Annotated in this window: 9 protein-coding genes; 4 read left to right on the top strand and 5 right to left on the bottom strand. The window is 65.8% G+C overall.

All coding sequences use genetic code 11. The features are described 5' to 3' along the window. Positions 1 to 18: 18 nt before the first annotated feature. The 3 genes from ACSQ8Y_RS11000 to ACSQ8Y_RS10990 form a co-directional block, all read right to left on the bottom strand. Positions 19 to 948 (bottom strand): lipase secretion chaperone, encoded by a 930-nt coding sequence (locus ACSQ8Y_RS11000; protein ID WP_436266497.1) that lies wholly within the window; start codon positions 946 to 948, stop codon positions 19 to 21. Between the two features lie 11 nt (positions 949 to 959). Then, positions 960 to 1,874, bottom strand: coding sequence for a lipase family alpha/beta hydrolase (locus tag ACSQ8Y_RS10995; RefSeq protein ID WP_436266496.1), 915 nt, complete (start codon positions 1,872 to 1,874; stop codon positions 960 to 962). Positions 1,875 to 2,094: 220 nt separating this feature from the next. Further along, entirely contained in the window at positions 2,095 to 4,446 is a 2,352-nt protein-coding gene (locus tag ACSQ8Y_RS10990) for a penicillin-binding protein 1A (RefSeq protein ID WP_436266495.1), read from the bottom strand. A 111-nt stretch (positions 4,447 to 4,557) separates the two neighbouring features. Between ACSQ8Y_RS10990 and ACSQ8Y_RS10985 the strand changes: the two genes are divergently transcribed. Beyond that, positions 4,558 to 5,856, top strand: a complete 1,299-nt coding sequence (locus ACSQ8Y_RS10985; RefSeq protein WP_436266494.1) for a metal-dependent hydrolase family protein — start codon at positions 4,558 to 4,560, stop codon at positions 5,854 to 5,856. 106 nt (positions 5,857 to 5,962) lie between these two features. Here ACSQ8Y_RS10985 and ACSQ8Y_RS10980 read toward each other — a convergent pair whose 3' ends face one another. Continuing rightward, complete coding sequence (locus ACSQ8Y_RS10980) at positions 5,963 to 6,952, bottom strand: NAD-dependent epimerase/dehydratase family protein (RefSeq protein WP_436266493.1); 990 nt, start codon at positions 6,950 to 6,952, stop codon at positions 5,963 to 5,965. A 105-nt stretch (positions 6,953 to 7,057) separates the two neighbouring features. Here ACSQ8Y_RS10980 and ACSQ8Y_RS10975 point away from each other — a divergent pair, with 105 nt between their 5' ends. Both ACSQ8Y_RS10975 and glpD read left to right on the top strand, forming a co-directional pair. Beyond that, complete coding sequence (locus ACSQ8Y_RS10975) at positions 7,058 to 7,987, top strand: LysR substrate-binding domain-containing protein (protein WP_436266492.1); 930 nt, start codon at positions 7,058 to 7,060, stop codon at positions 7,985 to 7,987. A gap of 67 nt (positions 7,988 to 8,054) precedes the next feature. After that, on the top strand, positions 8,055 to 9,650 hold the full coding sequence (glpD, locus tag ACSQ8Y_RS10970) for a glycerol-3-phosphate dehydrogenase (RefSeq protein WP_436266491.1): 1,596 nt from the start codon (positions 8,055 to 8,057) through the stop codon (positions 9,648 to 9,650). Between the two features lie 99 nt (positions 9,651 to 9,749). Here the strand turns inward: glpD and ACSQ8Y_RS10965 are convergent, their stop codons facing one another. Continuing rightward, complete coding sequence (locus ACSQ8Y_RS10965; RefSeq protein ID WP_436266490.1) at positions 9,750 to 11,255, bottom strand: peptide MFS transporter; 1,506 nt, start codon at positions 11,253 to 11,255, stop codon at positions 9,750 to 9,752. A gap of 301 nt (positions 11,256 to 11,556) precedes the next feature. Between ACSQ8Y_RS10965 and ppnN the strand changes: the two genes are divergently transcribed. Continuing rightward, positions 11,557 to 12,927 carry a nucleotide 5'-monophosphate nucleosidase PpnN gene (ppnN, locus tag ACSQ8Y_RS10960; RefSeq protein WP_436266489.1) on the top strand — a complete coding sequence of 457 codons (1,371 nt, stop codon included), beginning with the start codon at positions 11,557 to 11,559 and terminating at the stop codon, positions 12,925 to 12,927. Positions 12,928 to 12,979 lie beyond the last annotated feature (52 nt).

Genomic DNA, 12,979 nt, shown 5'->3' with positions numbered 1-12,979 from the left:
TTGCGGCGATGCCCGGGATTATTCGTAGGCGCCCAGGCGGCGCTGCTCCTCCGGCGAGAACAGGCTGTTGCGCAGGGCTTGCCGGGCGCTGCCGTCGCCCTCTGCGCCGGCGGCGGCGTCCGGCAACTGGCGGCGTCCGGCCTGGTATTGTGCGATGCGTCGCTGCCAGTCGGCTTCTTCGCGGTCCACCTCGGCCAGGCGCGAGGCCGCTTCCGGCGACAGCGCGGCGGCGCGCAGGCGGTAGACGTCGTGCTCGCCGGCGCCCTGGGCGCGCGCTTGCTGGACCGATTCCTCCAGCCGCAGCACGCGCGTGGGCGCGTCGCGCTGTTCGCGCAGCGCGGGCGGCAGTTTGCCGTCCAGCGCGGCCAGCTTGTCCTTGCGTTCGGCGTCGCTCAGTTTGCGGTCGCCGGAAATTTCCAGGCGCGCGATGGTGTCGGCGGCGTAGTTGTCGGCGGCGCCGAACAGGCCGGCGATCTGCTCCGGCGTGAAGTGCTTCAGACGCAGCTGCTGCATCGCTTCCAGGCGGGCGCGCGCGCCTGCCGCCATGTCCGTCGTTTTAGGCAGGCCGCGTTCCAGGTCGGCCAGCGCGCGTTTGTATGCAAGATAGTTGTCCAGCAGGCGCTTGGCGGCACCCGACGGTATCGGGCGCAGGCGGCGGTCCAGCTCGCGTTCGATCTCGGCGCGCACCGCGGCCAGCTTCCTTTCACCCAGGCCCGCCAGATAGTATTCGAACAGATAGCCGAGTTCCTCGTCGACCACCAGCCGTTCGGCGGCGTCCTGCCTGGCGGCGCCGTCCGGCGCGGTGCCGGCCATGGAGGGCACGAACGCAAAGTAGTCGGGCTGGGCTTGGGGCGCGGGCGTTGCCGCCTCCGGCGACGGCAGCGCGAAATACAGCAATACCATGACGGCGGCCAGCGCCGCAGCCAGGCGTGGAAGTTTTGCGTTCATGCGGCCCTCCCTTACAGGCCCAGGCCCTGCAGGCGGTTGGCCTGCTGGCGGAACACGGTGACCGGGCTGGTCTCGAACAGGTTGGTGATGCCTATCATCTGGTTCACCTCGTCCAGGTGGTTCATGCCGTAGTCGTCGCGGATCACGCGGCCGAGGTGGCTGGAGCAGCTGCTGACCAGGCCGTCGTTCTTGGCGCCGCCGAAGGCCAGCGAGGTGACCGCGAGGAAGGGATCGGCCGGATCGAAGGCATGGGTCCAGGGCTGGGCGCCGCTCCACGAGAAGTACTGCACGCCGTTGACCTGGTAGGCGCCTTCGCCGCAGGCCGTGGCCGGCACGCCTTGCGGATGGCGCGCATTGAAGGCCAGCGTGCCCTCGGTGCTGAGCGACTCGGCGGCCGCGCGCGAGCTTTGCGGCAAGGTAGGGCTGCCGGACAGGAGGCTGATCAGGCCACCCAGCGCGTTGGCGATGTCGTAGGTGACGCCGGGCACGGCGCCGATCAGGATGTCGGCCACCTTGGAACCCTTGTTCACGCCGCCCACGCTGGAGACGGAAGCGACCAGGTCGGGCCGCACCGAAGCCACGTAGCGCGACGTCGGGCCGCCATGGCTATGGCCGATCAGGTTGACCTTGGCGGCGCCGGTGGCGGCCAGGATCTGTTTGACCTGGATAAGCAGCTGTTCGCCGCGCACTTCGGTGCTGTTGGCGGCCGACACGGAAGTGACGTAGACCTTGGCGCCGCCGCTGCTCAAGCCGGAGGCGATGCCGTAGAAGTAGTCGACGGGCCCCAAGTTGTCGAAGCCGAACAGGCCATGTACCAGCACGATGGGGTATTTGGTTTGGGTGTAGCCCAGCGCCCAGGACGGGGCGGGCAGGGCGGTCACGGCGATCAACAACAGCGCCAGCGTCTTCCAGTAGCGTTTCTTCATTTTGTCTCCGATTTGAATGATTTTTTAGGGGCCGGAAATGTAAAACCGGGCGCATGGCCCGGTTCAAAATGTAGCATCGCGATCTGGTGCGCAATCTGGTGCGCGGCAGCTTGGCTCCCCCGGCCATGCGCTTGGCTCCGGCGACTGGCGCAATGTTGTTTTTTGCGCCAGCGTGCTGGCGGGGCCAGCTTGGGCGGGGCGCTACCGCGCCTAAGCCGCCCTACGGGTTCGCGGGCTGGACGTTGCTGGCGCCGGGCTCTTGCGCCGGCGCCGGGGGCGCCGCGTCGAGGTCGATGCCGCGCACGGTGGCGTCGCCTACGTATTCGCTGTACATCCAGGAACCGTCTTCGGCCTGTGCCACGCCTTCCGGCACGCCGCGCTCGCGCGGGGGCGCTTTTTGCAGCGCCACGCGCATGTAGTCGATCCAGATCGGCATCGCCAGCGTGGCGCCGAACTCGCGGCCGCCCAGCGACTTCGGATCGTCGTAGCCCATCCAGGCCACGCCGACCACCCCGCCGCCATAGCCGGCGAACCAGCCGTCCACGGCGTCGCTGGTGGTGCCGGTTTTGCCCGCCAGGTCGGCGCGGCCGAGGCGCGCGCCGGCTTGCGCGCCGGTGCCGCTGCGCACCACTTCGCGCAGCATGGTATCGGTGATGAAGGCGTTGCGCGGGTCCAGCACGCGGTTGCTTTCCTGCGCCGCCTGCGGCGGCCTGGTTTCGGACAGCACCTTGCCGTTGCCGTCCACGACGCGGGCGATCAGGTAGGGCTGCACCTGGTAGCCGCCGTTGGCGAACACCGAGTAGGCGCCCGCCATCTGCTGCGGCGTGACGGCGCCGGTGCCCAGCGTCATGGTCAGGTTCTTCGGATGCCTGGCCGGGTCGAAGCCGAATTTCTCGAGGAAGCCGTGCGCGTACGGCACGCCGATGGCGCGCAGCAGGCGCACCGAGGTGACGTTCTTGGACTTGGCCAGCGAGACGTGCATGGGGATAGGGCCGTCATAGACGAAGTCGTCGTTCTGCGGATCCCAGCCGCCGGTGTCCACGCCGGTCTCGGACAATTTGACGTCGTTGATCAGGGTGCCGGGGAAGTAGCCCTTTTCCAGCGCGGCCGAATAGATGAAAGGCTTGAGCGAGGAGCCGGGCTGGCGCCAGGCCTGCGTGACGTGGTTGAACTTCTGCAGGTTGTAATCGAAGCCGCCCACCATGGCGTGGTAGGCGCCGGTGGCCGAGTCCATCGACACGAAGGCGGCCGCCACCAGCGGCACCTGGGTAATCGACCAGTGCTTTTTGTCCTGCCCTTGCCCCTGCCCTTGCCCTTGCGTTACGCGCACGATGGCGCCGGGGCGCAGCTTCAGTCCCGCCTTGGCATTCTCGGACAGTCCAGGCGCGGCCAGCTTCAGCCCGTCGCCGGTGATCGCCAGTTCCTCGCCGTCGATGGTTTCCACGGTGACCGACTTGGCGGAGGCGGCCAGCACCACGGCCGGTATCAGCCGGTCGCTGCTGCGGCGCTTCTGCAGCGCCTCGTCGATGGCGTCTTCGCGGTCTTCCGCGTCGGCCGGCAGGTCGATGAACGCTTCCGGGCCACGGTAGCCGTGGCGCTGGTCGTAGTTCAGCACATTGCGGCGCACCGATTCGTAGGCCGCGTCCTGGTCGGCTTTCAGAATGGTGGTGTAGACGCTGATGCCGCGCGAGTACGACTCTTCCTTGTACTGCTCAAACACCGCCTGGCGCGCCAGTTCGGCCACGTATTCCGCGTGGGTGTCGAATTCCTGGCCCTTGGTGCTGACGTGCAGGTTCTCCTTCAGCGCCTGCTGGTACTGGGCTTCGGTGATGTAGTCCAGGTCGCGCATGCTCTTCAGCACCACGTGCTGGCGCAGCCGCGCGCGCTTGGGATTGGCGACCGGGTTGTGGCGCGCGGGGTTTTGCGGCAGGCCGGCCAGCATTGCCATCTCGGCGACCGACAGCTCCTTCAAGGACTTGCTGAAGTAGGCTTGCGCGGCGCTGGCGAAACCGTAGGTGCGCTGGCCCAGGTAGATCTGGTTCAGGTACAGCTCCAGGATCTTGTCCTTGCTCAGCGCCGCCTCGATGCGGTAGGCCAGCAGGACTTCGGTCGCCTTGCGGGCCGGCGTCTTGTCGCGGCTGAGGAAGAAGTTGCGCGCAACCTGCATGGTGATGGTGGAACCGCCCTGGCGGAAGCTGCCGCGCAGATTGGCCTTCAGTGCGCCGACCGCGCGTATCCAGTCGATGCCGCCGTGGCTGTAGAAGCGTTTGTCCTCGATGGCGAGGATGGCTTTCTTCATCATGTCCGGCACGTCCTTGACGGCGACGAAGTCGCGGTGCTCCTCGCCGAATTCGCCGATCAGCGCATTGTCGGCTGTGTAGATGCGCAGCGGGATCTTGGGCTTGTAGTCGGTGACGGCGTCCAGCGCGGGCAAATTGGGCGCGATGAAGATCAGCAGGTATGCCGCCAGCAGCACGCCGCCGGCCGCGGCGGCGATGCCGCCCACCTTCAGGCCGAGAATCGCGTTACGGCGGTTAAGCCACTTTGGTAAAGCAGGAGAGGTAGCAGTCAAGACGGGTACTCACGGTTGCAAAGTGGGGGCAATTATAGACCACGGCCACGGCAACAGCTCCTTGTCTGTATGCTACTCTTGCCATCTAATAATTTTTACGGAGATGAACTCATGCGCGCCAACTCTGCCTTGGGCCTGCTGCTGCTTTTGAATGTTGCCGTCGCCGGCACCGCCGCCGCTGCAACGCAAACGACGGTCGATTGCGGCCGCCTGCTCGATGTGAAGGCGGGCGTCTGGCGCGAGCGCGTCAGCGTGGTGGTGGAAAACGGCGTGGTCAAGTCGCTTGCGCCGACCGGGGCGGTGAAGGGGGATATCGACTTGAGCGGCCATTCCTGCCTGCCAGGGCTGATCGACATGCACGTGCACCTGACGGGCGAGTCGCACAAGGAAGTGGAGTCCCTGCGCATGCGCCTGAGCCAGGACGTGGCGGACGACGCCTACCGCTCGGTGGCCTACGCCGAGCGCACCATCAAGGCCGGCTTCACCACGGTGCGCGATCTGGGCGCGGACGAGGGCTTGAACGTGTCGCTCAAGCGCGCCATTGCAAGCGGCGCCATTCCCGGTCCGCGCATGTTCACCTCGGGCACGGCCATCGCCACCACCGGCGGCCATGGGGACAGCAGCAACGGTCTGTCGCGTCAGCTGGCCAAGGCCACCGGCCGCCCGACTCCGCATGACGGCGTCATCAACAGCCCGGAGCAGGCGCGCGAGGCGGTGCGGGCGCGCTACCAGGAGGGCGCGGACCTGATCAAGATCACCGCCACCGGCGGCGTGCTGAGCCAGGCTGCCAGCGGCCAGAATGCGCAATTCACGGACGATGAGCTGAAGTCCATCGTGGCCACCGCCAAGGACTACGGCTTCCGCGTGGCGGCGCACGCGCACGGCGTGGAGGGCATCAAGCGGGCGGTGCGCGCCGGTGTCGATTCGATCGAGCACGGAACCTATATGGACGACGAGGCAATCGCGCTGTTCAAGAAGCAGGGCGCGTACTATGTGCCGACCATCAGCGCCGGGCGCTATGTGGCGGACAAGGCCAAGGATCCCGAGTTCTTCTCGCCGCTGGTGCGACCCAAGGCGGCCGCCATCGGCCCGCTGATCCAGGCCACTTTCGGCCGGGCCTACAAGGCGGGCGTGAAGATCGCCTTCGGCACCGATGCGGGCGTGTTCCCGCACGGCGAAAACGCCAGGGAGTTTGCCTATATGGTGGAGGCGGGCATGCCGGCGCTGGAAGCGATCCGTTCGGCCACGCTGAACGCCGCCGAACTGCTGAACCAGGGCGGCCGCCTCGGTTCCGTGGAGCCGGGCTACGCCGCCGACATCGTGGCCGTCAGCGGCGACCCGCTGAAGGACATCACCGTGCTGCAGCAGGTGAAGTTCGTCATGAAGGACGGCGTGGTCTTCAAGCGCTGAGACGTGCCATTCCCGCGAAAGCGGGAATCCATGCTTCGCCGGTCAGGACCCGTTGTATGGACCGCATCGGCGGACCGTCCCGCCAGCGCGGAATCACAGTTGCGGCTTAGGCAATAAAGGCGGGCTGTCTCACCTTTTCGGGCACCGGTGTCTGCGTGTAAGCTGTGCTTGCCGGGCTGCCGCACACCAGTTCGGGCTGCAGCTGGTGGATCGCCAGATCCAGCCAGTTCGCCGTGTCGCCGAAACGGTATCCCAGGCATGCGGCACGCGCCGTGTCCATCACGTAGGGGAAGGGGAAGTCGAAAGGACTCAATCCCGCCTGCGTGGTGAGCGGCAGCGCGCGCACTTTTTCCCCCAGCACCAGGCCCACCCTGCGGTGCAGGTCCAGCGCGGACAAGCTCCCGCCGTCGGCCGCGTTCACCGGGCCGAGGAAGTCCTGCGTCCCGCTCCAGGCCAGGAAATCGCTGGCCTGGTCCGCGCTGATGAAGGAGGTCGCCGCCTTCGCGTTCGCATAGAGCAGCGCCTGGCCGCTTTGTGCCAGCGCCACGTAGTACGCCAGCCGGCCCGTGGAATCGTCCCCGCCCAGCACATGGCCCAGGCGCACCGTTACCAGCGGCAGCCTGCCGTCGCGGTACAGCAGCGCTTCCGCCTGGCGCTTGCCCTCGGCGTAGCTTTCGTCGGCCAGCATCGGATCGTGCCACGGATAGTCCATGTCGATGGCCTGCGCCGCCAGGTCGAGGTCGAGCTCCTCGAAGGCATCTTCCTGCCGTCCCATCAGGCGGCGGTACACCTCGATGCTGGACGCCATGACGTAGCGCCCCACCTTGCCGGCGAACACTTCGATGGCGATGGCCGCGTCCACGGGGCTGTAGCACAACTGGTCATACACGATATCGTAGCTGGCGGAGCCGAAGGCGGCGCGCATGGCGGCGTGGTCGCGGCGGTCCACAACGATGCGCTGCACGCGCTGGCCGAAGCCATCCGCGGTGCGGCCGCGCGTGGCCAGCGTGACGCGGTGGCCCGCGTCCAGCAGCTTCTGGACCAGTAATTTGCCGACATGGCGCGTGCCGCCGATCACCAAGATATTCTTGTGCATGATAATCTCCTGTTTGTGTCTATGCATTGTCGCGCTGCAGCATTGTGTGATCAAACGAGAAAATTGCCTGTCTGAGAACAAGAAAAACTTATCCATGGAACTTGTATGGCCAAATCCCTGCGCAACCTGTCCGGGCTGATCGACCTCGAGGCGGCCGCGCGCCGGGGCAGTTTCAAGCTGGCCGCCGAGGAGCTGCACAAGACGCCGGCGGCGGTCAGCCAGCAGATCAAGAACCTGGAGGAGGAGCTCGGCTTCGCGCTGTTCCTGCGCCATCCGCGCCACGTGGCGCTGACGGAGAAGGGGCGCGATTTCGCCGCCACCGTGGCGCGTGTGCTGGGCGAATTGCGCACCAAGGCGGCCGCGCTGCAGAACAGCGGCGAGGAATGCGTGCTGCGCATCTCGAGTACGCACTCCTTCGCGCTGAAGTGGCTGGCGCCGCGCCTGACGCACTTCACCCGTTTGCACCCCGACCTCGACATCCGCCTGGACGCGAACGACCGCTACGTCAGCCTGGAAGACGACAGCGTGGACGTGGCGATCCGCTACGGCTTGTACGAGCAGGGCGACCCGGCCGTGCTGTTCCGCGAGCGCCTGGTGGCGGTCTACAGTCCGGACATCCTGCCGGCGGGCCGCAGCGCGTTCACGCTGGAGGATTTGCGCGCGTTGCCGCTGCTGGACGAGGGCAGCAATGTGCACTGGGACCGCTACATCGCCGCCAACGGCTTGCCCAAGGGCGGCTACCACGTCTCGCGCGGCTACAGCCACTGGGGCGTGCTGGCGCAGGCGGCGGTGGCGGGGCAGGGCATCGGGCTGGTGGCCTACAGCATCGTGTACGAGGACTTGCGCAAGGGCGTGCTGCGCATGATAGACGGGCGCTGCATCACCTACCCGTCGGGCTACCGCTTCCTGGTCAACATCAACAAGGAACGCATGCCAAAAATAGAACGTTTCCGCGCCTGGCTGGACGGCGAAATGGCGGAAATGGAGCGCGCGCTGGCGGCGTGCTTGCCGGTGGACGAGCGCACGCCACAATAGGGGTTGCCAGCGCATTCATAAATGGCGTATCTTTCTCGCACGGCAACTTTTTTCGGATGAGAGCGGAATGACGGCGGCAGGACGCGAAACGGCACACGACAGCGAATGCGATTTGCTGGTGGTTGGCGGCGGCATCAACGGCGCCGGGGTGGCGCGCGACGCCGCCGGGCGCGGCTTGTGCGTGGTGCTGTGCGAGAAGGACGACCTGGCATCGCACACCTCGTCGGCGTCCACCAAGCTGATACACGGCGGCCTGCGCTACCTCGAGTACTATGAATTCGCGCTGGTGCGCAAGGCGCTGATCGAGCGCGAAGTGCTGCTGCGCTCCGCGCCGCACATCATGTGGCCGCTGCGCTTTGTGATGCCGCACGTGGCGGGGCAGCGCCCCGCGCTGCTGATACGCGCCGGCCTGTTCCTGTACGACTTCCTGGCCAAACGCGAGCTGCTGCCCGCGTCCTGCGGCATCGACCTGCGCTGCCACGTGGCCGGGCGCGCGCTCAAGCCCGAGTTCAAGCGCGGCTTCGTCTACTCCGACGGCTGGGTGGACGACGCCCGCCTGGTGTTGCTGAACGCCATGGACGCCTGCCGCAAGGGCGCGACCATCAAGACCCGCACCGCCTGCACTGCACTGCGGCGCGAAGCGGACTGCTGGTACGCCACCTTGCGCGGCGCGGACGGCAAGGAGACCGTGGTGCGGGCGCGCTGCGTGGTCAATGCGGCCGGACCGTGGACCGCCAGCCTGCTGGGCATGGCGCTGCCGCAGCGGCGCAGCCAGACGCTGCGCCTGATCAAGGGCAGCCACATCGTCGTCAAGCGCATCTTCGAGCACGACCACGCCTACATCTTCCAGCACCGCGACGGCCGCATCGTGTTCGCGATTCCATACGAGCGCGACTTCACGCTGATCGGCACCACCGACCTCGATTACCGGGGCGACGCGAACAAGGTGGCCATCGACGCCAGCGAGATTGCCTACCTGTGCGATCTGGTGAGCCAGTATTTCACCGCGCCGGTGAAGCCGGAGGACGTGGTGTGGACCTACGCCGGCGTGCGCCCGCTGGTGGAGGACTCGGCGCAGGACGCCAAAGCCGTCACGCGCGACTACCGCTTCGAAGTGGACCAGCAGGGCGCGCCGCTGATCAGCATCTTCGGCGGCAAGATCACGACCTTCCGCAAGCTGGCCGAGGATGCGGTGGACCTGGTGGGCAAGGCGCTGGGCAACCGCCATCCGGGATGGACCGCGAAAGCCTGCCTGCCGGGCGGCGACCTGTATGGCGACACGCCGCAAAATTGCGCCGTGCTGCGCTACGAGGAATGGCGCAACAAGCTGCTCGACCAATACGACTGGCTGCCGCGCGTGCTGGTGGCGCGCTACGCCCGCGCCTACGGCACCCGCATCCATACGCTGCTGTCCGGCCGCGTGAAGCTGGAAGACATGGGGGCCGAGCTGGAGCCGGGGCTGTATGTGGCGGAGGTGGAGTATCTGTGCCGTTACGAGTGGGCGGTAACGGCGGAGGACATCCTGTGGCGGCGGTCCAAGCTGGGCCTGCACGCGCCGGCTGGCGCGGAAGGGCGGCTCGATGCCTGGCTGGCGGCTTACGTCGCTGCGGACTCGGCGTCCCCCGCGAAGCCGCCCTGCGGGAGTCCGGGCGACGGCGCGTAAGTGCGTTGGGCGGGTTGCTACGGCAGGACGTAGCCCGCCAAGCACCGCGCAAGAAAAAAACGGCAGCCGAAGCTGCCGTTTCTCATTGAGCGCCGACGCTTACTTCACGCCGTGCATCAGTTTCTGGATCAGCGGTGCGATCAGGAACAGCAGCACGCCGCCGGCCGTCAAGATCCAGAAGCCGCTGGTGTAGGCCGACAGGGCAGTCACGACCGACATGCCGCTTTCGCCGCTGGCATGCGAGGCGAAGATGCCCGACAGGTTGTTGCCGATGCCGGTGGACAGGAACCAGCCGCCCATGCCCAGGCCGACCAGGCGGGTAGGCGCCAGCTTGGTGACCATGGACAGGCCGATCGGGGACAGGCACAGTTCGCCCACGGACTGGATCACGTAGACCATGAACAGGGTCCAGAACGGGATCTTGCTGTCCGCGCCGACCAGGGTCGACAGCGAGAACCACAGCAGGCCGAAGGCGCCGGCGTTGAACAGGATGCCCAGGCCGAACTTGCGCGGAATGGACGGGTTGGCGTTGCGCTTGGCCAGGAACACCCATGCCGCAGCGACGATGGGCGCGCAAGCAATGATGGCGATCGAGTTCACGGTCTGGAACCAGGCGGTGGGGAAGGTCCAGCCGCCGAAGTCGCGGCGCACGATGTTATCGGCCAGGAAGGTGAAGGAGCTGCCAGCCTGCTCGAAGAACATCCAGAACATGATGTTGAAGGTGAAGATCACCATCATGGCGATGACCTTGTCGCGCGCCACGTTGCCGTTGCGGAAGCCTTCCAACAGCAGCATCGCGGCCAGCGCCAGGAACAGCACGGACAGCACGATCTGCAGGGTGTTGGCGCCGACCGCCAGCAGCAGGTAGGCCACCGGGATCACGGCCAGGCAGCCCAGGCACACATAGCCCACGCGGGCCATGCCGCCGGCTTGCGGGTCGGGTGCGCCGATGCCTTTGAGCTGGGCGCGGCCGATGTAGAACCACACCAGGCTGATGATCATGCCGACACCGGCCGCCATGAACACCACTTTGTACGACGGCATGCCGTTGGCGCCGAAGACTTTCTCGGCCAGGACCTGGGTCAGCACCGGGGCGATCAGCGCGCCGGTGTTGATGCCCATGTAGAAGATGGTGAAGCCGGAATCGCGGCGCGGATCGGCCACGGTGTACAGCTTGCCGACCATGGTCGAAATGTTCGGTTTGAACAGACCGTTACCGACGATGACGGTGGCCAGGCCGAACTTGAAGACGGTCGGGTCCGGGAAGGCGATGGCGAACAGGCCGATGGACATGAACACGGCGCCCACCAGGATGGAACGCTGGTAGCCCAGCACGCGGTCGGCGACGTAGCCGCCGAACAGCGCAGCGGCATACACCAGCGCCAGGTAGGAACCGTAAGTGAGGTTGGCGTCGGCCTGGCCGCTCGCCGCGCCGCCGTGGAACTGGGCGACGATGTACAGGACTAAAGCCCACCGGATGCCGTAGAACGCGAAGCGCTCCCAGAATTCGGTCATGAATAGCATCCACAGCGGGGCCGGATGGCCCAGGATCTGTTTGAACTCCGGAACTTTGACTTCCGGGGCTGGCGTCGTTGGACCGCTCATGCGGCTTCTCCTGAAAAATTTTCTGATTGGATAAAAAAATATGGGACCGGACCAGGCAAGCGCGCTTGTAGCGTGGTTGCCGGCGGTCCGTGTCCCAACAGGGCGCCATTTTAATCTACCGCGCACTTATGTCCAGCAATTAGCTTGCTGCGCTGCAGCATTGTGGTTAAGATCTCAACAACGGCGCCATGACTGATAGGCGTTCCCTATCAAACTCCGGCCCCAAACGGGCAGGTTTGTCGTATATTGGTGTCGCAGGCTCAAGAGTTGTTGTGAGGATCTGAATAAGGAACTAGGCACCATGGAACATGACGTTGTCGATACCCTGATTTCCCCGGAAGGCATGCTGGAAGTGCTCTCCAAGGCGGAAGTAATTAAGTTGCTCGACTCCGGCAAGGGCGGGCTGTACAACATCTTCCGCAACTGCGCCCTGGCGGTGCTGAACTGCGGTAGCACTATCGACGATGGAAAGGAACTGCTGGAGCGGTACAAGTCGTTCGACATCAACATCATGCAGCGCGAGCGCGGCATCAAGCTCGACATCAAGGGCGCGCCGGCGATCGCTTTCGTCGACGGCAAGATGATCAAGGGCATCCACGAACACCTGTTCGCGGTGTTGCGCGACATCGTCTTCGTCAGCAACGAAGTCACCGACAACCCCAAATTCGACCTGAGCCGCACCGACGGCATCACCGACGCGGTGTTCCACATCCTGCGCAACGCCAACGTGCTGAAACCGCACTTGAACCCCAACCTGGTGGTGTGCTGGGGTGGCCATTCGATCAACCGCGCCGAATACAATTATTCGAAGGAAGTGGGCTACCAGATGGGCTTGCGCGCCCTGGACATCTGCACCGGCTGCGGGCCGGGCGCGATGAAAGGCCCGATGAAGGGCGCCACCATCGGCCACGCCAAGCAGCGCACCCACCAGGGCCGCTACCTGGGCATCTCTGAGCCGGGCATCATCGCGGCCGAGTCGCCCAACCCCATCGTCAACGACCTGGTCATCATGCCGGACATCGAGAAACGGCTGGAAGCCTTCGTGCGCAGCGGTCACGGCATCGTGGTGTTCCCGGGCGGCGCCGGCACGGCCGAGGAGATCCTGTACATCCTCGGCATCCTGCTGCACCCGGAGAACGCGGACATCCCGTTCCCGCTGGTGTTTACCGGTCCGGAAACCTCGCGCGAGTACTTCGTGCAGATCAACCAGTTCATCGCCGACACGCTGGGCCCTGAAGCGCAGAAGCGCTACAAGATCATCGTGGACGATCCGGAGCTGGTGGCGCGCGAAATGCAGGCCGGCATCAAGGAAGTGCGTGAATACCGCAAGAGCCGCAGCGACGCCTACTATTTCAACTGGGCCTTGAAGATCGACCAGGAGTTCCAGAAGCCGTTCGCGCCGACGCACGAGAACATGCGCAACCTGAGCCTGCACAAAAACCAGGCCACCCATTTGCTGGCGGCCAATCTGCGGCGCGCGTTTTCGGGCGTGGTGGCGGGCAATGTGAAGGACGAGGGCATCCGCGCGATCGAAAAGTACGGCCACTTCGAAATCCACGGCGACCCGGCCATCATGGGGCCGATGGACTCGCTGCTGGCATCCTTCGTGGCGCAGAGCCGCATGAAGCTGGCGGGCAAGGCCTACACGCCTTGCTATCGTATCGTTCAGTAAGCTTGCTCCCCGGCGCCGAGTGCGCGCACCCTTTGCTGGTGCGTGCGCCCGG

The sequence above is a fragment of the Pseudoduganella sp. LjRoot289 genome (genome assembly GCF_964252925.1).
GTDB lineage: Bacteria > Pseudomonadota > Gammaproteobacteria > Burkholderiales > Burkholderiaceae_D > Rugamonas.
Note: the sequence above shows the minus strand (reverse complement) of the source record. Positions and strands in the feature narration are given on the sequence as shown.

Coding starts and splice junctions, on each gene's coding strand:
- ACSQ8Y_RS11000 (WP_436266497.1), bottom strand. CDS start 948: ATGAACGCAAAACTTCCACGCCTGGCTGCGGCGCTGGCCGCCGTCATG.
- ACSQ8Y_RS10995 (WP_436266496.1), bottom strand. CDS start 1,874: ATGAAGAAACGCTACTGGAAGACGCTGGCGCTGTTGTTGATCGCCGTG.
- ACSQ8Y_RS10985 (WP_436266494.1), top strand. CDS start 4,558: ATGCGCGCCAACTCTGCCTTGGGCCTGCTGCTGCTTTTGAATGTTGCC.
- ACSQ8Y_RS10980 (WP_436266493.1), bottom strand. CDS start 6,952: ATGCACAAGAATATCTTGGTGATCGGCGGCACGCGCCATGTCGGCAAA.
- ACSQ8Y_RS10975 (WP_436266492.1), top strand. CDS start 7,058: ATGGCCAAATCCCTGCGCAACCTGTCCGGGCTGATCGACCTCGAGGCG.
- glpD (WP_436266491.1), top strand. CDS start 8,055: ATGACGGCGGCAGGACGCGAAACGGCACACGACAGCGAATGCGATTTG.
- ACSQ8Y_RS10965 (WP_436266490.1), bottom strand. CDS start 11,255: ATGAGCGGTCCAACGACGCCAGCCCCGGAAGTCAAAGTTCCGGAGTTC.
- ppnN (WP_436266489.1), top strand. CDS start 11,557: ATGGAACATGACGTTGTCGATACCCTGATTTCCCCGGAAGGCATGCTG.